At 60.0% G+C, this 19502-nt stretch carries 20 protein-coding genes and 1 pseudogene; 12 read left to right on the plus strand and 9 right to left on the minus strand.

Translation table 11 applies throughout. The features are described from left to right. Window positions 1–151 precede the first annotated feature (151 nt). The 4 genes and pseudogenes from BEN47_RS15635 to BEN47_RS15650 all read left to right on the plus strand — a co-directional run bounded on the left by BEN47_RS15635 (window position 152) and on the right by BEN47_RS15650 (window position 3655). Window positions 152–511 carry an Imm51 family immunity protein gene (locus tag BEN47_RS15635; RefSeq protein WP_070729498.1) on the plus strand — a complete coding sequence of 120 codons (360 nt, stop codon included), beginning with the start codon at window positions 152–154 and terminating at the stop codon, window positions 509–511. Between the two features lie 109 nt (window positions 512–620). Next, the gene (locus BEN47_RS15640) at window positions 621–2612 is read left to right on the plus strand and encodes an AAA domain-containing protein (RefSeq protein WP_239691635.1); all 1992 of its coding nucleotides are present in this window, start codon (window positions 621–623) and stop codon (window positions 2610–2612) included. A gap of 133 nt (window positions 2613–2745) precedes the next feature. Then, window positions 2746–3072 (plus strand): annotated as a pseudogene (locus BEN47_RS15645) (GxxExxY protein). Window positions 3073–3142: 70 nt separating this feature from the next. Further along, the gene (locus tag BEN47_RS15650) at window positions 3143–3655 is read left to right on the plus strand and encodes an FKBP-type peptidyl-prolyl cis-trans isomerase (protein ID WP_070729500.1); all 513 of its coding nucleotides are present in this window, start codon (window positions 3143–3145) and stop codon (window positions 3653–3655) included. 96 nt (window positions 3656–3751) lie between these two features. Here BEN47_RS15650 and BEN47_RS15655 read toward each other — a convergent pair whose 3' ends face one another. Continuing rightward, window positions 3752–4348: an acyl carrier protein phosphodiesterase gene (locus BEN47_RS15655; RefSeq protein ID WP_070729501.1), complete on the minus strand. Its 597-nt coding sequence runs from the start codon at window positions 4346–4348 to the stop codon at window positions 3752–3754. Window positions 4349–4460: 112 nt separating this feature from the next. On the opposite strand from BEN47_RS15655, the gene BEN47_RS15660 reads away from it, so the two are divergent. Both BEN47_RS15660 and BEN47_RS15665 read left to right on the plus strand, forming a co-directional pair. Next, a complete protein-coding gene (locus BEN47_RS15660; RefSeq protein ID WP_070729503.1) occupies window positions 4461–4970 on the plus strand; it encodes a pyridoxamine 5'-phosphate oxidase family protein in 510 nt (169 codons plus the stop codon). Between the two features lie 103 nt (window positions 4971–5073). Continuing rightward, on the plus strand, window positions 5074–5793 hold the full coding sequence (locus tag BEN47_RS15665; protein WP_239691636.1) for a spheroidene monooxygenase: 720 nt from the start codon (window positions 5074–5076) through the stop codon (window positions 5791–5793). Here BEN47_RS15665 and BEN47_RS15670 read toward each other — a convergent pair. After that, window positions 5790–7325 carry a hypothetical protein gene (locus BEN47_RS15670; RefSeq protein WP_070729504.1) on the minus strand — a complete coding sequence of 512 codons (1536 nt, stop codon included), beginning with the start codon at window positions 7323–7325 and terminating at the stop codon, window positions 5790–5792. The two genes, BEN47_RS15665 and BEN47_RS15670, sit on opposite strands and share 4 nt — an antisense overlap. A 384-nt stretch (window positions 7326–7709) precedes the next feature. Here BEN47_RS15670 and BEN47_RS15675 point away from each other — a divergent pair, with 384 nt between their 5' ends. Next, window positions 7710–9254 carry a hypothetical protein gene (locus BEN47_RS15675; RefSeq protein ID WP_125921716.1) on the plus strand — a complete coding sequence of 515 codons (1545 nt, stop codon included), beginning with the start codon at window positions 7710–7712 and terminating at the stop codon, window positions 9252–9254. 25 nt (window positions 9255–9279) lie between these two features. Here the strand turns inward: BEN47_RS15675 and BEN47_RS15680 are convergent, their stop codons facing one another. Further along, window positions 9280–10392 carry a DNA topoisomerase IB gene (locus tag BEN47_RS15680; protein WP_070729534.1) on the minus strand — a complete coding sequence of 371 codons (1113 nt, stop codon included), beginning with the start codon at window positions 10390–10392 and terminating at the stop codon, window positions 9280–9282. Window positions 10393–10503: 111 nt separating this feature from the next. Here BEN47_RS15680 and BEN47_RS15685 point away from each other — a divergent pair, with 111 nt between their 5' ends. Next, the gene (locus tag BEN47_RS15685) at window positions 10504–11643 is read left to right on the plus strand and encodes an App1 family protein phosphatidate phosphatase (protein ID WP_070729514.1); all 1140 of its coding nucleotides are present in this window, start codon (window positions 10504–10506) and stop codon (window positions 11641–11643) included. A gap of 5 nt (window positions 11644–11648) precedes the next feature. Here BEN47_RS15685 and BEN47_RS15690 read toward each other — a convergent pair whose 3' ends face one another. Further along, window positions 11649–12134: a YybH family protein gene (locus BEN47_RS15690; protein WP_239691637.1), complete on the minus strand. Its 486-nt coding sequence runs from the start codon at window positions 12132–12134 to the stop codon at window positions 11649–11651. A gap of 2 nt (window positions 12135–12136) precedes the next feature. After that, complete coding sequence (mtgA, locus tag BEN47_RS15695; protein ID WP_193427153.1) at window positions 12137–12901, minus strand: monofunctional biosynthetic peptidoglycan transglycosylase; 765 nt, start codon at window positions 12899–12901, stop codon at window positions 12137–12139. Window positions 12902–13048: 147 nt separating this feature from the next. Here mtgA and BEN47_RS15700 point away from each other — a divergent pair, with 147 nt between their 5' ends. Next, window positions 13049–13684 (plus strand): LON peptidase substrate-binding domain-containing protein, encoded by a 636-nt coding sequence (locus BEN47_RS15700; RefSeq protein ID WP_070729518.1) that lies wholly within the window; start codon window positions 13049–13051, stop codon window positions 13682–13684. Window positions 13685–13831: 147 nt separating this feature from the next. Here BEN47_RS15700 and BEN47_RS15705 read toward each other — a convergent pair whose 3' ends face one another. Then, a complete protein-coding gene (locus BEN47_RS15705) occupies window positions 13832–14644 on the minus strand; it encodes a M48 family metalloprotease (protein WP_070729520.1) in 813 nt (270 codons plus the stop codon). Between the two features lie 221 nt (window positions 14645–14865). Next, window positions 14866–15651, minus strand: coding sequence for a murein L,D-transpeptidase catalytic domain family protein (locus BEN47_RS15710; protein WP_083322485.1), 786 nt, complete (start codon window positions 15649–15651; stop codon window positions 14866–14868). Between the two features lie 118 nt (window positions 15652–15769). Between BEN47_RS15710 and BEN47_RS15715 the strand changes: the two genes are divergently transcribed. Further along, window positions 15770–16210 carry a hypothetical protein gene (locus BEN47_RS15715; protein ID WP_125921717.1) on the plus strand — a complete coding sequence of 147 codons (441 nt, stop codon included), beginning with the start codon at window positions 15770–15772 and terminating at the stop codon, window positions 16208–16210. A gap of 31 nt (window positions 16211–16241) precedes the next feature. On the opposite strand, the gene BEN47_RS15720 is transcribed toward BEN47_RS15715, so the two are convergent. Both BEN47_RS15720 and BEN47_RS15725 read right to left on the minus strand, forming a co-directional pair. After that, window positions 16242–16586: a hypothetical protein gene (locus tag BEN47_RS15720; RefSeq protein WP_070729524.1), complete on the minus strand. Its 345-nt coding sequence runs from the start codon at window positions 16584–16586 to the stop codon at window positions 16242–16244. A gap of 253 nt (window positions 16587–16839) precedes the next feature. Further along, entirely contained in the window at window positions 16840–17319 is a 480-nt protein-coding gene (locus BEN47_RS15725) for a DUF4199 domain-containing protein (protein WP_070729526.1), read from the minus strand. Window positions 17320–17607: 288 nt separating this feature from the next. Here BEN47_RS15725 and BEN47_RS15730 point away from each other — a divergent pair, with 288 nt between their 5' ends. Both BEN47_RS15730 and BEN47_RS21830 read left to right on the plus strand, forming a co-directional pair. Then, complete coding sequence (locus BEN47_RS15730; protein WP_070729527.1) at window positions 17608–19230, plus strand: ABC-F family ATP-binding cassette domain-containing protein; 1623 nt, start codon at window positions 17608–17610, stop codon at window positions 19228–19230. Window positions 19231–19322: 92 nt separating this feature from the next. Then, window positions 19323–19502, plus strand: a 180-nt coding sequence (locus BEN47_RS21830) for a hypothetical protein (protein ID WP_204378338.1), incomplete at its 3' end; no start/stop codon positions are given.

Consider the following 19502-nt stretch of genomic DNA (forward strand, 5'->3'; position numbering starts at 1 on the left):
CCAGTGCGGGCCTGCTGCATCTGGCAAAGCTACCGAAAGGGAGTAGCAACTAAAGTCTTGCCCTAAAGGGCATAGCTTTAACTAGCGTGCTTGAAAAGTAAACCACGCGCCTTTTCTTCTATCCCTTCATCCCCAGTCATCAGGTCAGCCCATGTCCCCGTCTTTTCCCTTCGAAGTAGCGCCCCTGCCGCCGCCCACCTCCCCCGAGCGCCAGTTGGCCATCTTCGCCGACGTAGGCGGCCTGGAAGAATACTACGTTCTCTTCCAGAATTACGGGTTTGGCGGCACCGCCGAATCGTGGGTCGAGCACATCCAAACCATTATTGAGGAGCACCAGCCGGAGCTGCTGGACGAGCTGGAGTTTGAAGAAGGCGGCCACACCTTTGTGGCTTATGCACCTAATCAGGTAGTTGCCGACCAGTTTCTGGCCTGCGTGCTGCCCTTTTTCGGCTCCCTGCCACAGTTGCAGAAGTATCTCAGCCAAGCGGACCCGGACGACTTTTTTGCCTAAGGAAGCTCCTGCCTTTGCTGGCTTACTTATTTGCTGAGTTCAGGTCACAAATCAAACTACAACTACCTATTTCTTTGTTAGCTAATAATCGAAATCAACCCGCATTCTTTTGTCCGACCTCACTTTCACCCCCACCGACCCTTACGCCATTGAAAAAGAGCTGCGCCGCGTTCAGGCCCTCATGCAGCTGGAGCAAAAGGAAGACCTGGAGCAGTTCAAGCTTAAAAACGCCAAGGCCAGCATTGCCGAGCGCCAGCAGCGCGGCCTGACCTGGTACCCCGTCACCATCACCAAAGAAGACATTGGTTTTGGGGGCAAAGTGGTGCTGGAGCTGGAGCGCCCGGCCGGCCAGCAGGGTCTGCACCTGTTTCAGGTGGGCAAAAACGCTTCGCTGTTTGGCAACGTGCCTGGCCGCTCGGCCACGGACCGGCCCACGCTGAGCGGCGTCATCACCAGCGTGCGGCGCAACAAGCTGCTGCTCTCCACTAACAAGGAAGACCTGCCCGACTGGGTGCTGGACGGCGGCAAGCTGGGCATTGATTTGACGTTTGACGAGGTCAGCTACCGGGAGATGGACTACGCCCTGGGCAAGGTGATGGGCGCCTACGGCGACCGGCTAGCCGAGCTGCGCGACGTGCTGCTGGGTGCCAAAGAAGCCCGGTTCCGCGCCGAAAAAGCCGATGACCTCTTCTACCCCAGCCCGCTCAATGAGTCGCAGCTGGCGGCCGTGCGCCACGTACTGGCAGCGCAGGACGTGGCCATCATTCACGGCCCGCCCGGCACCGGCAAAACCACCACCCTGGTGCAGGCCATTATGGAAACCATCCGGCGCGAGCGGCGGGTGCTGGTGTGCGCGCCCAGCAACACGGCCGTGGACCTGCTCACCGAAAAGCTGGCCGAGCGCGGCGTCAACGTCATCCGCATGGGCAACCCTAGCCGCGTGTCGGACCTGCTGCTGGAGCATACCCTCGATGCCCAGGTGATGGCCCACAAGAGCTACAACGAGATGCGCTCGATGCGCCAGACCGCCGACCAATACCGCGAAACCGCCAGCAAGCACGTGCGCAACTTCGGCTACGAGGAGCAGCAGCAGCGCCGGATGCTGAAGGAGGAGGCCAAATTGCTGTTTCAGCAGGCCGACGATTTGGAGCGCTACATCACCGAGGATTTGCTGGATTCGGTGCAGGTTATCACCTGCACGCTGGTGGGCGCCAGCAACCGCAATATTCGCCACCTTACCTACGAAACGGTGTTCATTGACGAAGCCGCGCAGGCGCTGGAGCCGGGCTGCTGGATTCCCATTTCCAAGGCCAAGCGCGTGGTGCTGGCCGGCGACCACCACCAGCTGCCGCCCACCGTGAAAAGCGAGAAAGCGGCCCGCGAAGGCCTGCGCGAAACGCTGTTTGAAAAGTGCATTAAGCGCCAGCCGGCCACGGCCCGCATGCTCTTGGTGCAGTACCGCATGCACGAGCAAATCATGGAATTCAGCTCCGAGCAGTTCTACGATGGCCAGCTCATTGCCCACGACACCGTGCGCCACGCCGGCCTCGATGCCTACGACTTGAGCTTTGCACCCGACCTGCCGGTGGAATTTCTCGACACCGCCGGCTTTGGCTTTCAGGAAATCACCATCCCGGAAAGCCGCTCCACCGCCAACCCCGAGGAAGCCGACCTGCTCCTTAAACGCCTCGCCCAGCTCCTCGAACCCTACGACCAAGTGGAGCACGAGGAAGACCTGCTCACCATCGGCGTAATTGCCCCCTACCGCGCCCAAATCAACTACTTGAAGGACGCCATCGAAGAAAACGACGAGCTCAACGGCCTCATGGCCCACCGCATGTTGAGCGTGGGCACCGTGGATTCGTTTCAGGGCCAGGAACGCGACATCATCGCCATTTCTCTCACCCGCAGCAACAACCACGGCGAAATCGGCTTCCTCTCCGACATCCGCCGCATGAACGTGGGCATGACCCGCGCCCGCCGCAAGCTGCTGCTCGTCGGCGACTCGTCCACACTCAGCTCCAATCCGTTTTTCAAACAGCTGCTGGAGTACGTGGAGCGCATAGGCGGCTACCGCACGGCTTGGGAAATCGCTGATTGACGCTGATTTAATTGATTTCGCTGATTTTTTCCTGTTGGGTGGTTTTTCTAGGTTGCGGAGTTTGCGTTATTGCGGGATGATTGACAAACGTTATGCTCACTCGGAGTTTACAGAAGCTATGATTGGGTGCGCTATGCGGGTGCATTCCGCACTGGGTTCTGGGTTTCCTGAAGTGATTTATCAGCGTAGTCTTGCTTTGGAAATGGAAAACGCAGGGCTTGTTTTCGAGCGGGAAATAGAGCGGCCAGTTTTCTGCTTAAACCATTAGGTTGGAACCCGAAGAGTCGATTTTCTGGTCGCCAACACCGTGTTGGTCGAGTTAAAGGCCACTACGACTCTGGATGAGCACCACTTTGCCCAAATCATCAACTACCTCACGGCCTACCGCTTCCAAACAGGCCTGCTCATTAACTTTGGCCAGCGGAGTCTTCAGTTCAAAAGATTCATCAAAACCATTTAAGTCGATTTCACGAACCAAAGAATCAACGCTAATCAGCAGCATAAAAAAATCAACGTAATCAATATAATCAATGCAAATCAGCGATAAAAAAGTTGTCACCATCACCTACGACTTGAGTGTGACCGACGAGAATCAGGAAAAAGTACTGGTCGAATCTGCCGAAGCCGACGCGCCCATGGTATTTCTTTTCGGCCACAGCGGCCTGCCGGAGGAGTTTGAAGCCCAGCTCGATGGCAAAAACACCGGCGATGACTTTCAGTTCAGCCTCACGCCGGAGCAGGCTTACGGCGAGTACGATGAGCAGGCGCTGGTGGAAATCCCCAAGGAAGTGTTTCTCATTGATGGCAAGCTGGACGATGAAATGCTGCAGGTGGGCAACTTCCTGCCCATGGCCGACAACGAAGGCAACCACATGCAGGCCAAAGTAGTGAGCATCGGCGACTCGGCCGTGCAAATGGACTTCAACCACCCCCTGGCAGGCATGGTGATGCATTTTAAAGGCCAGGTGCAGGAGGTGCGCGAAGCCACCGCCGACGAGCTGGCTCACGGCCACGCCCACGGCGAAGGCGGCCACCAGCACTAACTGGTGTCGCTTTAATTGACCATAGAAAGCCATGTTGCGGTAGTCGCAGCTTGGCTTTCTGCTTTTTGAGCGAGTGTGGTGTAGTGTGAAACGGTGCTAGGGCAGGAATTCGGCAACGTGCTGCTGCAGCTGCGGGAAAAACTCCAGGAAATCGGCTTCGTAGGCGGCGTAATTGGCTTGCAATTCCACTACGGCGGTTTCCATGCCCGAACCGGGTGTGGCGCGCCGGCTTAGGCCGCCGAGGGCCCGGGTGATGCTCTCCAAGTCGGCGTAGCTCAGCAGCCAGTTGTGCGTGACCATGTAAGGCAGAAAATGCTGCACGCGGGACGGCATTTCCTGCTGGCGGGCCATGAGCTGGAGGTAAATGCGCTGGGCAAAGTCGGCGAGGACTTCGGGGGTGTAGTGGAGAAAGTGCCGGGCCAGGAAATGGTCGAGAAACATATCGGAAATCACGCCGGCGTACTTGCCGTAGCCAGCGGCGCGCAGGCGCTGGGTGGCGCGGCGCACCACGGGGTGCTGGTCGGTGAAGGTATCGATGGCCCGGTGGAGGCGGATGCCGGTTTGCACCGCCGGGGAGTAGTTCCTCAGCTGTTTGCCGGGCACCGAGTCGGCGATGAAGTTACCGAACAGCACGTCGGCATACGCGGGGGCGGCCGGCGAGCCCGACAGGAACAAATGGGCCAGAAAATTCATGTGTGCTCGAATCAGTAAATCGTTGCGAAAACCCAGCTAGCAGAAACAAGTGCTGGCGGGGGCCGTAAACACCATACATTCTTTCCTATTGTTTCTTAAACACCCCCATCCCATGGCCGACCAAGTTGCCGTAAGCCACGACGTATCAAAGCTCGTGGAAAAAATCAAGGACATCAAGATTGCCATGATGACCACCATCGAGGATGGCACCAAGCTGCATTCGCGCCCTATGTACACCAGCCTGCCGGAGGAAGACGGCACCCTGTGGTTTTTCACGGAGCGGGACTCCCAGAAAGTAGAGGAACTGCAGCAGGACCGCCACATCAATTTGGGCTATTCCAAAACCGACGATAACCTGTACGTGGCCATCACTGGCACTGCCCAAATCGTAACAGACCGCGCCAAAATAAAGGAATTATGGAGCGAAGGCCTGCGCGGCTGGTTCCCCGATGGCTCTGATGACCCTAACATTGCCCTGCTCAAAGTCACCATCACCAAAGGCGAGTTCTGGGATTCGCCCAACTCCACACTGTTGCGCGCCTACACCTACGTGAAGGCCGTGCTCACCGGCGAGCGGGACCAGCCCGGCCCCGACCGTCAGTCGGTGGTAATTCCCAAATAAGCAGCGGCACCCGCCACTGTGATTGAAGGCCGGAAGCAATTCCGGTCTTTTTTTGTTGCTACCCTACTGCCCGCTGCACCTGCTGCCGGGTTTACTTTGCCGCATGCCGCATACTACCCTCACCGTTTTCACCCTCAAGGCCGGCAACAAGCGCTGGGGCCTTGCCCAGATGGGCACCTCCCCGCCCGCTTTGAAGCGGGTGCCGGGCCTGCAATTCTTCAAGCTGCTGGGCAGCGGGGCCGCCAATGGGTTTGGCCTGTGGCCCAACCTGGACCGCTACGGCTTCATGAGCGTGTGGGACGATGCCGCTGCGGCAGCTGCTTTTTTTGCGCAGCACCCGCTGTGGGCTACCTACCGCCAACGCAGCACCGAGCTGTGGACGCTGCAGCTGGCCCCGCTAAAATCGCACGGACTCTGGGATGGAAAAACGCCGTTTGACTATCCCAATGCCCATTCAGGCAGCGAGAATGCGCCCGTGGCGGTGCTCACCCGCGCCAGCATCCGCTTGCGCAAGACGCCGCGTTTCTGGCAGTTTGTGGAGCCTACCAGCGCTGCCCTGGCGCAGGCTGTGGGCGTGCGCGCGGCCATCGGGCTGGGCGAATTGCCGGTGGTAAGGCAGGCCACCTTCAGCGTGTGGGAGTCGGCGCAGGCTATGCAGGAATATGCCTACCGCGACGTGCGCCACCGGGAAGTTATCAAGCTTACGCGCAGCGAGAAATGGTACGGCGAAGAAATGTTTGCGCGGTTCCAGGTACTGGGCAGCCAGGGCACGCTCGATGGCCAAGACCCGCTGGCGGGGTTGCTTGCTTCTGCCCGACCCTAAAGCCGGTAGCGCGTTAGCCAGCTCCGGGCGTTGGTGGTTGCAGATGTATCGGCATCGACCTTTACCTTAATTCCTTGTTTAGCAATTATAGTTGTTCCGCCGGGCCTGCTGTGCCAGGTGATGCCAGCCGTACCGGCCTTGCTTTGGCTGGGGCTGCGCAGTTGGTTGCGGCCCCCGCCTTCGAAAATGTGCACCGCCACGCCAGATTTGTTGGGAGTGTTAAACTCGAAAATATCATCGCCCGCTAACCCGTACAGATGCACTGACGAGGTTTCACGACGGTCATAGACACGTTCCGTTAGCAGGCTGTCAGCCTGATTGGGCCGATGCGAGAGCATTCTCACCCGCAGGCGGCCCGGGCTGTCCTCACTGAGCACAAAACGCTCGGCTTGGTCGGTACCCACTACCCACGCTTCCTGGGCCAAAAGCTGGTAATAACTTTGCGCTACATCGGGTAGCTGCTCGCGGCGGGCGCGCAACAAGGGTTCGAAATAGGCCGCGATGCTGGCGCGGGTTTCGGGCGGGCCCGCCGCGAAGGCACGGGCGATAGCCGCATCCGTCAGCCGCAGTCGCATTGAGTCGGCCACCTGCCGAAAGTCTTCGCCATCAAGCGTGCCCAGCAAGGTGCGGTCGAGGGCACGAGCCGTGGCGGTGAGGTCATCAATGTCACCAGGCCGTATGCGCGCGGTGAAGCTCTGATATTTTGGTACAAACCAGGAAATGATGCGGGTAAAAAACCCATCATTAAAGAGGAAAAATGCTTGGTCACGGTCGCGCGGAATGGGGCGGTAAGTCAGTTGGGCCCCTTTGGTGAAGCTAGCCCAGCGCCATTGGTCTTCGCGGCGGCTCCAGTCGCCCAGCCACACATCCAGCAGGCGCGCTCGCAGGTACGCCCGCGGGTCGACCTGGGCACTGGGACGCTGGCGAACGGTGGCCAGCATCACGCCGGTGCTATGCACGGCGGGCGAATGCCCAAAACTGGCCACGGCGGTCTGGTTACCATCGGGTCGCTCTTCCAGCAAGTACAAGTCATTGGCGTATGCCGCCCTAAATTCACCCAGTGCCGGGTCGTTGGGCAAGTAAACCAGTTGCGGGTTGGTGTGGTACACACCAGCAGCTTCGGCCAGTTGGGCGGCCACGTAGGCGCCATAGGGCTGGGCCACGCTGGTTTGGTCTTTCATGAGCCCCCCTAGCAGCCGGCGCTGCCAATCGGCAGTGAAGGCGGCGCTGGCATCCTTGTCGACAGACCGCAGCACGTACTCCTGTCCGCCGGCCGCGCGCAGGCGCAAGCTGCGGGTCTGGTAGCTGCCCCCGGCTTGCAGCGGCACCATTCCGCCGGGCACGGCCGTGGCCAGGTGCAGCACCGGCGCCGTGACCGGCGTGGCCCAAATACTCCGGTAATGCTGGCCCCAGAAAAAACGCCACACGGTACCCCGGTCGTATTCGGGCCCGGCCGCGCGGCGCACGGTGGCCGAATCGGGCGCCCACTGAGTTGGTACGGTTCGGGTGGGGTGCTGGCCGCCGCAAGCCATTGGCAGCAAGGCGAGCGCACCAATCAACCTTACCCAAGGGCCGGCGTTTATTCGTGACAAACTTGACATAAGTACTTAGCCATTAGAGAATTTATTTTTTTATTGACTAATAATAAGTTGTATTAAATCCCTTCTCTGGAGAATCCGAAGCAGGCGCTTAGCCATTTTTTCAAGGCTATGCATCCCACACATTGTTGCTAACGAGAGCATTGCCCTGCCTATACCGCAAATGGGAGTCGAATGGTTCTGGGGCTAAGTTCGGCATTGGTCGACTTTTGGCCGGGGTTTGCGTTAAAATCACAGATTTTTTACCTATTGCTTCGGATGTCTCCATTTTTTGCTCAACCACCAGCTCCTCGCGTCTGCCTTTTGGTACTGGGTTTGATGGCTACCGGCTGTGTCCGGCGCGATTTTTTTCAGTCCGACGCGCGCGTTGGAGCTGGCGGTGACGAGCCCTTACCCCCTGCCACCGACACCGTACTGACCGTAGCTGGCCGCCAGTACAATGACCGTTCTAAATTCCACCACTTGTTTTGGGGCCGGCACTACCGCAAGGTGTGGGCGGCCCCCGTCAAGGCGCCGGTACTGCACCTGGCCACGGCCGTGCCCGGCGGCCTGAAGGCCGGCAAGCTCGGCGGAGGCTACCAAAGCATCAGCATGACCCTGGAAGGCCCTCACAAGCGAGAATACGCCCTCCGCGCGCTGGATAAAGAGCCCAGCAAAACCCTGCCCAAGGTCCTGCGGCACACCTTTGTGCTGAACGTGGTGCGCGATGCCACCTCGGCGGCCATGCCCTACGGCGCCTTCACCGTGCCGCCGCTCGCCCGCGCCGCGGGCGTGCCCCACACCCGCCCCCGCCTGGTGTACGTGCGGCTCGATGAAACCGGCCTGGGCAGCATGTCGGAGCGTTTCCAGGGCAAGCTGGCGCTGCTGGAGGAAAAGTTTGAGGAGCTGTCCTCCCGCACGCCGGAGCTGTCCGGGGCCAGCGGTTTTGTTTCCAGCGAGAAAATGCTGGCAGAAGTGTACGCCTCCTCGGTTCACCGCATCGACCAGCCCGCGTTTTTGCGCGCCCGCCTGCTCGATGCGTGGCTCGGCGACTGGGACCGGCACGAAGGGCAGTGGGACTGGGCCGAATTTAAGCAGCCCGATGGCCGGGTGCGCTACCAGGCCATTCCCAAAGACCGGGACCAGGTTTATTTCCGTTTCGATGACGGGCTGGTGCCGTGGCTGGCCAGCCGGCCCTTCATCGCGCCACAGTTTCACACCTTCAAGCGCAAGTTCGGCTACGTTCCCGGCCTGTTGAATCAAGCCCACTTTATTGACCAGCGCGGCCTGGCACGCCTCACCCGCGCCGACTTCCTGCGCATGGCCGCCGACCTGCAGCGCCGCCTGCCCGATACGCTCATTGACCGGGCCATACGCCACCTGCCCCCGGCGGTGTACGCCCTGGAAGGCCGCGGCATAATTGCCAAGCTTGAGGCCCGCCGCCAAACCCTGCCTCAGTTTGCGGAAGCGTATTACCTCCGGCTGGCCCGTAAGCCCGTGCTGGGCGGCACGGCCCTACCCGAGCGGTTCGTGGTGCAGCGCTACCCGGATTCGACAACGGTCCAAATATTTGCCGCGGCCCGGGCCAAACTCACCCGGGGCGACTCCCTGCATTTCCAACGCACCTACTACTCCGCCGAAACCAGGAGTCTGACGCTGGAAAGCCTGGGGGGAGCGGATGTATTTGAAATAAGAGGCGACGGCCGCAACCTCATCCCACTGCTCATTTACGGCGGTGAAGGGGCCGACCGCCTGCAACTTTCCGGCACCTCGCGCGGCCTGAAGCTGTTTGATGTCGCTTCCGACCTACAGGCTGCCGGCGCGCCGCGCCCCACCCTGCCCCCAACGAAGCGCCTGACCTACGACCGGACAGTAGAAGAGTAAGAGTGCCGAAAGAGCGGCTGCCAGGCTATGCCGCTTTTGCCAACATCTTCAGCACCAGGCGTTCCGTTGGCGAGAGCAGGTCGGTAGTGCTTGGTTCGGCGTCATGCTCGCGCAGGTAACCAATGAGCTGGCCCGATTTGAACAGCTCCACTACCTGCGGGTGAATGTAATATTTCGAGCAAACCGTGGGCGTGTTTCCCAAACCGTTGGCCACCCCTTTCACGGCTTTCTTCACCACTTTATCGGGCGCCAGCTCGGGTTCTTCCCGCAGCACGCTTTCCAGGCATTCCACCATTTTCACGGTGCCACCCCAGGTACGGAAGTCTTTGGCCGAGAGGGCCATGCCGCTGTGGCGCTGCAGGTATTCGTTCACATCGCCCGATTCCAGGGCGTGGCGCTGCCCGTCGGTGGAATAGTACTGAAACAGATGCTGGCCGGGAATTTCCTTGCACTTGCGCACCAGCCGGGCCAGGCGGTTATCGTGCAGGGTCACGTCGTGCGCCACCCCTTTTTTTCCCACAAAGGAAAAGTTGACATCACCCCCTTCTATGGCTACGTGACTATCGCGCAGCGTGGTGAGGCCGTAGCTCTTGTTCTTTTTAGCGTACTCCTTGTTGCCCACCCGTATAAACGACTGGTCCATAAGGGTGAGCACCAGCGCAACTACTTTTTCCCGGTCGAGGGCGGGGCGACGCAGGTCTTTCTGGAGTTGGGCACGCAGCTCGGCCAGCTTTTCGCCGAAGGTGCGCAGCCGCGAAAACTTGGTGAGGCTGCGCATTTCGTCCCAGGCCGGGTGGTAGCGGTACTGCTTGCGGCCCAGGGCGTCGCGCCCGGTCACCTGCAGGTGAGCCGTGGCCGAGGGCGAAATCCACACATCGGTCCAGGCCGGCGGAATTACGTAGCTGCCGATGCGCTCCAGCGTTTTTTCGTCTGCGATTTTTTTCCCATTCGCGTCGTGAAACACGAAATTGCCGGTTCTGGTGGCTTTTCGGCTGATGCCGGTGCCGGCGTCGTTCGCGTAACGCAGGCCGGCCATCTGGGCCTGGCGGGCAGGGTCTTTGTAAACAACGTGGGCCTCATCCTGCGGAACGAGGGTTTTTTTGCTGGTTTTGGGGCGGGGAGCGGTGGCAGTGGGCATGGAGAGGGTAAATGGTCCCGCATCAGCTTCGGCGGGCGTGCGCATTCTACGGAAGACGCGCCCATGCGGCCATTTTTACGTGGTGCGGCCGCTCAGCCGTAGGTTTGCGGCATGAAGCTGCTCGATGCCCTTTCCACTATCACCGAATGGTCTGACCACTTGCTCACCCGCTTCCGGGCCCGCGCCGGCCGGCTGCGGCCCCTGCAGCTCGACGCGTATCGCAGCTACGGCACCAACGCAAAATTCTACATAAAAGGCCGCCTGCTGGCCGACCGCGGCCTGCCCACTCAAACCGCAACCGACACGCGCTGGCAGAACTTTCGGAGCATGGTGCGGCGCTTCAACAGCCGCGAAGTGGCCGGGGCCGACCTTGTGGCCGAGCTCCCCGACGGCAGCCAGCACCTCGTCACCACCGACGACGAGGGCTACTTCACGCTCATCATCGAGCCCCAGGCCCTGCCCGCGCCCGTGGCCTACCTCTGGTACCCCGTGCCGGTGCGGGTGTCGCGGCTGCCGCGGTCGTTTCGGCCGCCGCTGCCGCTGGTGCAAGGAACGGCCAAGGTGCTCGTGCCACCCCCCAGTGCCGAATTCGGCATCATCAGCGACATCGACGACACGGTTTTTGAAACCAGCGCCACCAACATTCTCAAAATGCTGGTCCGCACTCTGCTCAGCAACGCTCATTCCAAACTGCCTTTTGTGGGCGTGGCCGACTTTTACCGGCGCCTGCAGCGCGGCCGCACCGGCCAGCCCGATAATCCGTTTTTCTACGTCAGCAGCAGCCCCTGGAACCTGTACGACGTGCTGGAAGAGTTTCTAAGCATCCACGAAATGCCGCCCGGCCCGCTGCTGCTGCGCGACCTGGGCATTGCCCGCCCCAAATCGCCCACGCTCACGGGCGTCACGGCCGCGGCCGCCATCCATTTTGCGCACAAGCTGCACGAAATAGACAACGTGCTCCACACCTACCCCGCCCTGCCCTTCGTGCTGCTCGGCGACAGCGGCCAGGAAGACGTCCGCATCTACCGCGAAGTGGTGCGCCGCCACCCCGGGCGCATTCACGCCATCTACATCCGCGACGTGCAGGTGCCGGCCCGCGCCCTCCTCGTAGGCCCCGTCACCGAAGAGCTCAGGACCGAGGGCGTGCCCATGCTGCTGGTGCCGGACTATGCCACGGCAGCGGCCCACGCAGCCAGCCTCGGGTTGATAATTAACCAGAAAGTCGAAGCCCCTCAGGAGGAATCGGCCTAAGCCGTTTATTCACTATTGGTGTGGTCGGCCGCTACCACCCATTGGCCCCCAACCTGGCGCATTACCAACAGGAAATGCCCCTGCACGTCGCCCGCGCTGGGCCGGGCCAAGTGCCACCGCCCCACTACCTGTGCCGCGTTGGGAGCCAGCAAGCTGATGCGCAAACCGCTAAAGTCGAGCTGGCCCATAGTGGCCGCGTCGGGGTAGCCTTTCCGGTAATTATCCAGCGTTTGCTGCCAGCCGTAAGTCGGGCCTCGCCGGCCGATGAAAACCAGCGAGTCGGACTTCCAGTACCCTTGCATGAAGCCGGGAATGTCGCCCCGGTTCCAGGCGGCGGTTTGGGTGGTGAGCACCGTGCGGATGCCGGCCACCGCGGCTTGGTCGCGGGCAGCGGCGCCGGCACCCGGCCCCGTAGCCACTGCGCAGGCCTGCCCCCCCATCAACAGCCCCAGGAGCGCTGCTTTACTTCCACTTCGCTGGATACCATGCATGGCTAGTTCTTTAGTAAGGTATTAACATAGGTGGTGCCGCCCAGGCGGCGCATGTTGCGCAGCACCCGGCGCTGCTTGGCCCGCGCCACCGGCCCCGGATTGGAGGCCCGGAAGCGGAGCGGGTTAGGGAGCACACCCGCCAGCAGGGCCGCTTCGGCCGGAGTCACGCTGCTGGCCGACTTGCCAAAATAGCGCTGGCTGGCTGCCTCCACGCCAAAGGTGCAGTCGCCCATCTCGGCCACGTTGAGGTACATTTCCATGATGCGACGCTTGTTCCACATAAACTCAATGAGCACCGTGAAGTAGGCTTCGGCCGCTTTGCGCACATAGCTGCGGCCGTGCCACAAAAACACGTTTTTGGCCACCTGCTGCGAGATGGTGCTGCCGCCCACAATGTGAGTGCCGTCGCCGTTCCAGTTGCGCTTGGCCGCCTTGGCCATGGCGTCGAAGTCGAACCCGCGGTGGAGGAGGAAGCGCTGGTCTTCGGCGGCCACCAGGGCCAGGGGCACGGCGGGGGCCACCTCGTCGAGGGTGCGGAACTGGTAGCGGATGTGCCGGCTATCCTCCTGAATACCGTAATACCCCTTGCCCACGGGCGGGTGAGCGCGGCGCTCCAGCATGAGCCAGGTGGCGGGCGGCGGCACCCACCGGTAGGCCAGCACCCAGGCCACGGAAGTCAGAAACAGCGCGGCCGTGACTTGCAGCAACAGCCGGCTGGCTTTTTTAAGCAGTTCGGAAACGGAAGGAATAAGGGGTGCAGCGGCCATTGGGGCAAAAGTAGCGCGATGGGCGGGGTTTCGCCATTCACTCCTACCTTTCGGGAGGTTTCCTGCCCGGCGGCCCGGCCGTGCCAAACCCAACCGGGGCTTCAACTTGTTGCTACCCCAGGTACTTTATTTTCTAAGTCTTCTACTATGCCGCGCCTGTTACCGCTGTTTCCACTCAACCTGGTGGTTTTTCCCGGCGAAAAGCTTAACCTTCACATATTTGAGCCCCGCTACCGCCAACTCGTGCGCGAGTGCATCGAACAAAACACCACCTTCGGCATCCCGCCCTACCTCGACAACACGCTCAGTGAGCTGGGCACCGAAATGCGCCTGCTGAGCGTAGAACAAACGTATTCCAGTGGCGAACTGGACATCCGTAGCAAAGCCGTGGGGGTGTTCCGCATCAATAAATTTTACCGTCAGGCCCCTGGCAAGCTCTACGCGAGCGGGCAGATTGAAGACGTGGTGCAGGACGAGGAAGCCGACCCCTTGCTGCGCGAAATCATCACCAAGCAAGTGCGGCAGCTCTACGAAGCGCTGGGCCTGCGCAAGCTGCTGCTGGAGTTGGCCCCCGACTACTGCATTTTTGACGTAGCGCATCACATCGGCTTCAGCACCGAGCAGGAATACCAGCTCCTGGCCACCACCAGCGAGCAGGAACGCCAGGAAATGGTCCGCGACCACCTCGACACCATCCTGCCCGTGGTGCTCGAAACCGAGCGCCTCAAGGAGCGGGTGCGGCTCAACGGCCACTTCAAAAACCTGACTCCCCCCAACTTTTAGTCCTCGGGCTTGTCGCGGATTTCGTTCCCGTAAGTAGGAGTGCGCAACAAAAAAAGGCTATTCGATTGAATGGCCTCTTCTTGTTGCGCACTCAAACTGGTGCATTAGAACCGTGCCTTTAATCTGAGGCAGAACCCGCTGTCAGCGTTATTGCTTAAGCCCTGCCGGAACGCCCTGCGGGAAATCAGCCGCAATTTCTTTTTCAAGCTCCCCGATGCGGTTGCCGGGGTCGGGGTGGGTGCTCAGGAATTCGGGGGTTGAGCTCCGGCCACCGGCTTGGGCTAAAATATTCATCACCTCAATCATAGCGCGGGGGTCATAGCCGGCCTGCGGGGTAAAGTCGACGGCAATTCTGTCGGCTTCCAGCTCGTCGTTGCGGCTAAAACGCATGCCGACTACCTTCACAATGGCCGCCGCAATGGCGGCTTTTGCCACCGAGCTACCGGGGCTGTTGGGGTCATAAGAGGCAATAGTGGCCGCCCCGGCCAGCCCCTGCGTCAGGTTGGATTTGGCTACCTGAGCAGCAGAGTGGCGGCCCACCACATGACCGATTTCGTGGGCCAGCACGCCGGCCAGTTGGGCTTCGGTTTTCAGGTTTTTCAGCAGGCCTTGGGTAATGAACACCTGTCCGCCGGGCAGCGCAAACGCGTTTACGGTTTGGTCGTCGGCCAGCAAATGAAACTGGAATTTGTAGGGCGACTTGCTGGCTTTGGTGCTCGCAATAATCTTATCGCCCACCTGCTGCACTGCGGCCCGGGCCTGGGCGTTGGGGCTGAGGCCGCCGTACTGGGCCGCCATAGAGGGAGCAGCCTGCAGGCCGAGGGCAATTTCCTGGTCGGCCGTCATGCTCACGTGCTGAGTTTCGCCGGTTACTTCGTTTTTGGAGGTATTGAAATAGTAGCCGAACAGAGACACCGCCGCCACGACAATGGCAATAATGAAACGGAGATTGAGTCGCATGGGAAGGGAGTATTTATAAGAATGAGCAAGCCTTTACGCCGTGGCAACCGCCAGCCGCCTAGGCTATGTGGCTTTTAACGCGCCCCCCGCAGTCTGGTTATTTTCCGGGCCCTACTTTTCGAATAGGCGCTCAACAGGAAACAGGTTACCCAGTGCTGGTTCTTAACTGTCAGCCGAGGCGTAGCTTACATACTACCAACTGAGAGCCAGCGACTGACAACCTAGTGCATCCCGGCAAACGACGACACGGCCGTATCCATATTCAGCCATTGCGAGCTGTACTTCACCCCTGCAGGTCCGTGCAGAAAGAGCACGCTCCCGCCCTTGATGGCTTTCACAATGGCCGTAGTTTCGGCCAGCGGCAGGGCCGGGCAGCCCTGGCTGCGACCTAAGCGGCCGTGCGCCTGCACAAAATCCTGGCACACGTAGTCGGCCCCGTGCACCACCACGGCACGGCTCTCGGCGTTGGTGTTATAGCCAGGGTCCATGCCCACAAGGCGCAGCGAGAGGCCGTGCTTGCCAATGTAAGTAGTGGCCGCGGTGCGGTAGAATCCCAGGCTGCTCATCTCCGACCCGTTTTTGTTTGAAAACGCCATCGGAACATTGGCCCCGCTGGCTTTGCCGTGCGCCACCAGGGTATGAAACAGCACCTTCCCCTGCTCTACATTTATCACCCACATCCGTTTGAGGCTGCTGGGTCGGCTAAAGTCGATGAGGGTGAGCACGGGCGGCGCGGCGGTTCGCCGGCCCGCCGGGCGCAGGTTATAGTAGCCCACCAGCCCCTTCCGAAACACGTCCAGCGACAACCCCGCCGCCCCAAGGCCCAGTTTGGCATAGAGCTGCGCGGCCTGCTGTTCAAACGCGGTTTGGAAATAGGCCCGGCGTGCCGCGGGCGGCAACGTAGCCAAGGCTTGGGAGGGCACGGTCTGGGCGGCCGCCCGCTGGCCCGGCAGCAGGGCAGCAACCAACAGGCCCAGCAGAAAAACCTTGACAGGAGGAAGGGACATATTTATCAAATGCGTGTTTTGAACAAATCGGAGTTCAGCAGTATACACAATCGGGCCAAAATTAGTGCTTAGCTTCGCCGGCTCGTCACCCGCCCGGTGCTTTTTTTCCCAAAACCTGATGTCAACTTCTCTATTGCCTGCCTCAACCCGGCGCCTGGTGCTATTCTTTTCGCTGGGTGCGCTGCTGGGCGGCTGCGGCCACGCCCTAACCGAGGTGCCGGGCTTTGATGCCGAAACGTGGCGCAACGACCCCCACGCCTGCCGCGACCAGCGCCGAACGGTGCTGCCGGCCCTGCTGCGCCACAAAGAACTGCTCTACGAGGCCCGCGCCAACGACGTAACCGCCCTGCTGGGCCCGCCCGACGAGGAAGAATTGCGCGCCGGGACCGAGAAAGTGTATTATTACTACCTGGAGCCGGGCACCCATTGCCAAGGGCGCCGGGCCCGTTCCGGCGCCCCCACCCTGAGCCTGCGCTTCGGCCCCATCGGCACCGTGACGGAAGTACTGTCCGACCCGCTCACGCCCGGCATTGGCAAACAAAAAAGGCCCTTCAACTGAATGAAGGGCCTTTTTAGTAAGTTTTATTTTCTTAGCCCAGGCCGTTGCCAGAGCCGGTGGGGGTGCTGGCCGGCTGCTCGCTTTGCAGCTGGCTGAGCTGCGAGGGAGTTAGAATGCGACTGCACTCCTGCTCGTACTGGGCTTCGAGCTCCGCAATCTTGGCGGCGCGGGTGGCTTCGTCGTTCCGGTACTCGCGGTTGATGCTTTTGAGCCCGACCAGCTTGGTGCGGTTCAAGGGGAGCAGGCTCAGGAACTGGCCTTCGTTTAGGCGAAGGCGGTTGGTCATTTCCCGAGTCAGGGCCACCGCGTCATCGCCTCCCTTTTTGGGCTTGCCAACACTGTTGAAAGTAGGGTGCTCCGACAGGCGGTCAGACATTTGCGCATGGGCCGAAAATGAGCTGAACGCAAGAAGTAACGTGAAGGATGTGAATATGGCTTTTAACATATCGAGCAAGACATTAGTAAGAGAAACTGGGGAGCTCTCACTGTTAACGTTGGCAAGATAGCGGATAGTTTCTGTTTTCTCTAATTTTTTTTATACATATAGCAGTAACGCTTTGATTTACTATCCATAAATAAGGCCCCAACCGGGGCCTTATTTATGACACGTTACCAATAACTAAGTAGATTTAGTCGAGACTGGTCACCGGCTGGTGGTCGGGGCTTTTAAAGTATTGCATGGCCACCAGCGAGGTGATAACGCCAGTCATGGTTCCCAGCAGAATGATACCGAGTCCGCCAATGAGAATGCCCAGGTCAGCGCCGAACAGGTCGCGGGCCTGAATACGTTCCACCGAGCCCATTACCCCCTGGCTCAAACCGCCCAGCAGCCAGAAGAATACCGCCAGTAGCACCGAAGCCACCAGCGCGGTCACAATGCCGGTGCCGAAGCCCTGAAAGTACGAGAGGCGGTTACCCCGTGCCTTTTTCATGCGCTTAATGGCCATTACCACGCCCGCAATGAGTATCAGTATGTCGAGCGTGCCGGCCTCAATTTTATCCAGAAAGCCCGCCAACGCGGCTATTCCAGTATATGCCATCAGCGCCAAGGCCGTGAGGATGCCAATGCGCAGGCCGTTATTTTCGGAAGTAATTGAATGGTCAGCCATGCCCGAGGGTATTAGAAATAGAAAGTGTGAGAAATTACCACCGAAGCCGGCAGTCTGGCTTTTTATACTTACTACACTGTATAGAAGTTATGCTGAAGCGCGTTTTTTGCGTTTCCCAAAAGCCAGCGCCTGTTTTTGGCGGGCACTAATTCGCCTGCCAGACAGTTATTTCCGATGAGTTTGCGCCCTCCTTTGCCCGGTTCACATTTAGCCCGGGCGTTGGTGTGTAATTTTGCAGCCTGCCGCGCGCACCTGCGCGGTTTTTGTGAGTAACTATTTTTTGATTGAATGATTTCGACCTCCAATGTCAGCCTGCGCTACGGTAAGCGCATTTTATTTGAAGACGTGACGGCTAAGTTCCTGCCGGGCAACTGCTACGGCCTGATTGGGGCCAACGGTGCCGGCAAATCGACGTTTCTAAAAATTCTGTCGGGCGAGTTGGAGCCCAACACCGGCTCGGTGGAAATGCCGGCCGGCCAGCGCCTGGCCGTGCTCAAGCAGAACCAGTTTGCCTACGACCAGCAGCCCGTGCTGCAAACCGTGATTCAGGGCCACCAGCGCCTGCACGCGGTGATGACCGAAAAGGACGCGCTGTACGCCAAGGCCGATTTTTCGGACGCCGACGGCGAGCGCGCTGCCGAGCTGGAAGGCGAGTTTGCCGACCTCGAAGGCTGGAACGCTGAATACGAAGCCGCCGAGCTGCTCTCCGGCCTCGGTATTGTGGAAAGCAAGCACCAGGCATTGATGGCCGACCTCGGCGCCAGCGAAAAAGTGCGCGTGCTGCTGGCCCAGGCCCTGTTTGGCAACCCCGACGTGCTACTGCTCGACGAACCCACCAACAACCTGGACGCCGAGAGCGTGCTGTGGCTGGAAAACTTCCTCGACTCGTTTCAGAACACCGTGATTGTGGTGAGCCACGACCGCCACTTCCTCGACGCCGTGTGCAACTACATGGCCGACCTGGACTTCGGTAAAATTCAGATGTACCCCGGCAACTATTCCTTCTGGTACGAGAGCAGCCAGATGGTGCTGCGCCAGCGCCAGGACGCCAACAAAAAGACCGAAGACCGCCGCAAAGAGCTGGAGGAATTCGTGCGCCGCTTCTCGGCCAACGCCTCGAAATCGAAGCAGGCCACCAGCCGCCAGAAGCTGCTGCAGAAGCTGACCCTGGAGGACATCAAGCCCAGCTCGCGCCGCTACCCGTACATCGCCTTCAAATCGGACCGCGAGCCCGGCAACCAGCTGCTGACCGTGGAGAACCTGAGCGCCAAAGTAGACGGCCAGACGATTTTCAAGAACGTGAGCTTCACCCTGGACAAAAAGGACAAGGTGGCCATTGTGGGCCGCGACGACCGCGCCGCTTCCCTCCTCTTCGACATCATGTTTGGCGAGGCCACACCGGCCACCGGCGAGGTGAAATGGGGCACTACCATCACGCCCAGCTATTTTCCGAAGGAAAACAACAGCTTCTTCCAGTCGGGTGAGCTGAACCTGGTGGACTGGCTGCGGCAGTACTCCACCGATAAGGACGAGAGCTTTGTACGCGGCTGGCTGGGCCGGATGCTGTTTTCGGGCGAGGAATCGCAGAAGAAAAGCAACGTGCTGAGCGGCGGCGAGAAAGTGCGCTGCATGCTCTCCAAAATGATGTTGGAAGGCGGCAACGTGCAGGTACTGGACGACCCCACCAACCACCTGGACCTGGAAAGCATCACGGCCCTCAACAACGCCCTGCGCGACTACCCCGGCTCGCTCCTGTTTGCCTCGCACGACCTACAGTTCATCGACACCGTGGCCAATCGCATCATCGAGCTCACGCCCGATGGCATCATTGACCGGCGCATGAACTACGAGGAGTACCTGGCCGACGAGAGCCTGAAGGCACAGCGGCAAAAAATGTACAAAATGGCCTAAGTGCAACCAGAGAATGCCGCCCCCGGAGACTATTTCGGGGGCGGTGCGGTTCTCTTCCTTGTTCTGCGTGCCTCCCATTCTATTCCCTTCCTATGAAACGCCATTTGCTCCCCCTGTTGCTCTTCACCGCGGCAGCCTACTTGCCGGCTCACCGGGCGCTGGCTCAGGAAAAGCCCGATTTTTTCCAGCTGCTCCAGGAAGCGCTTCTGCACGCTCACGTTCTCCGTGATGCTGGCAATGAGCGGCGTAAACTCGTGGATTTTGCTGAAAAA

The sequence above is a fragment of the Hymenobacter lapidarius genome (assembly GCF_001816145.1).
GTDB lineage: Bacteria > Bacteroidota > Bacteroidia > Cytophagales > Hymenobacteraceae > Hymenobacter > Hymenobacter lapidarius.